The organism is Mesorhizobium sp. M7A.F.Ca.ET.027.02.1.1 (genome assembly GCF_004022985.1).
Lineage (GTDB): Bacteria > Pseudomonadota > Alphaproteobacteria > Rhizobiales > Rhizobiaceae > Mesorhizobium.
On record NZ_RZOL01000720.1, the window covers coordinates 1 to 1562 of the forward strand.

General features: G+C 65.6%; 3 protein-coding genes. All 3 read right to left on the reverse strand.

Annotated features, from left to right (window positions below):
• Positions 1-1131: ABC transporter substrate-binding protein (locus EN749_RS35510; protein ID WP_128364918.1), on the reverse strand; the 1131-nt coding region annotated here is incomplete at its 3' end.
• A 45-nt stretch (positions 1132-1176) separates the two neighbouring features.
• Complete coding sequence (locus EN749_RS39250; RefSeq protein ID WP_245491580.1) at positions 1177-1347, reverse strand: hypothetical protein; 171 nt, start codon at positions 1345-1347, stop codon at positions 1177-1179.
• Positions 1348-1358: 11 nt separating this feature from the next.
• Positions 1359-1562: ATP-binding cassette domain-containing protein (locus EN749_RS39255; RefSeq protein WP_245491581.1), on the reverse strand; the 204-nt coding region annotated here is incomplete at its 5' end.

Here is a 1562-nt window from a genome sequence, read left to right on the forward strand (position 1 = left end):
GGTCTGGACATGCTTGCCCTCGCCGCCCTCGTAGCGCATCAGCGCCACCGGCCGCAGCGGCATGCGGTCCGTGCCGGCATAGGTGATCTTGCCGGTGATGCCTTCGAAATCCTTGAGGCCGGCGATGGCGTCGCGGATCGCCTTAGGGTCGTCGGAGCCCGCCGTCTTGACCGCCTGGTCGAGGATCAGGCCGATCTCGTAGCCATTGACTTCATAGGTCGATTCCGGTGCGTGGCCGGCATATTTGGTGAAGGCTGCGTTGAAGGCCTCGAGCTTGCTGCCCGGCTCGGCATAGCCGGCCGCGGTGTAGACGACGCCATCGACCAATTTGCCGAGCGCCTTGATGGTCGGCGTGCCGATGGCATCGGCGCCATAGACCGGGATGGTGACGCCGGCGCCGCGCAATTGCTGGATGAAGGCCGGGAAATCCGGCTCGTAGGCCGCCGTCATGATCAGGTCGGGCTTGTCGGCCAGGCCCTTGATGTTGGTGATCTCGGCGGAAAAGTCGGGCTGGCCCATGCTGAAGGTGCCGCGGCCGACAATGGCGCCGCCCTTCTTCTCGAACACCTTGCCGAAATATTCCGGCAGATTGGCGGTGTAGGTGGAGTCCGGCGAAGTCAGCAGGAACACCTTCTTCTTGCCTTCCGAGACGGCGAAGTCGGCGACCGCCGTCGCCTGCACATTGTCGGCCGGATAGGTGCCGAACATGACGTCGCCGACCGCGCCGGTGAGCACGGGGGCGGAGCCGCACAGCGTCAGGGTCGGAATACCAAGCGGCTGGGTCAGCTGGCCGGCGGAAATCGAGGGATCGGCATCGCACGGCGTGATCATGATCTTGGCGCCGGCGTCGATCAACTCCTGGGCGACGGTTGCGGTCTGCGCGGTGTCGGAGCGGGTGTCCTTGATCAGCAGCTTGACGGTGTATTTGCCAGCGAGGCCACCCTTGGCGTTGAGCTCGTCGAGCGACATGCGCAAGCCGGCAAGTGCCGGCTGGTCGTAGGGAGCGAGGCCACCGGTCTGCGCGGTCGCGGCACCGATGATGATCTCCTCGGCGCTGGCCGTCGAAATGGCGGCGATGCCGAACACGGCCGCGCACAGGGCGGCGCGATGGAGGCGATAGAGGCTTGGCATGTCGGTTCTCCTTCTGGATTTCTTATGGTTGGCTGTCGTTGCGGGTCATGCGGTCTGGTTTTCAGGCGTTGCGGTCTTGGCGCGCGACGTGCGGCTGCCGAGATAGGCTGCGATCACGGCGGGGTTCTTCTGGACATCGCCCGGCGTGCCGTCGGCGATGACGCGGCCATGATCGATGACGACGATGCGCTCGCACAGGTTCATCACCAGCCGCATGTCGTGTTCGATCAGGACGACGCCGATGCGGCGCTCGGTGCGGACTGTCGAGGGATCGAAACCAGTTCGGCGGTCTCGACGGCGTTCATGCCGGCGGCCGGCTCGTCGAGCAGCAGGAAGCGCGGCTTCAACGCCAGTGCACGTGCCACTTCGAGCCGACGGCGCTGGCCGTAGGCAAGCCTGGCGGCCGGTTGATCGGCAAATCTCTCCAGCCC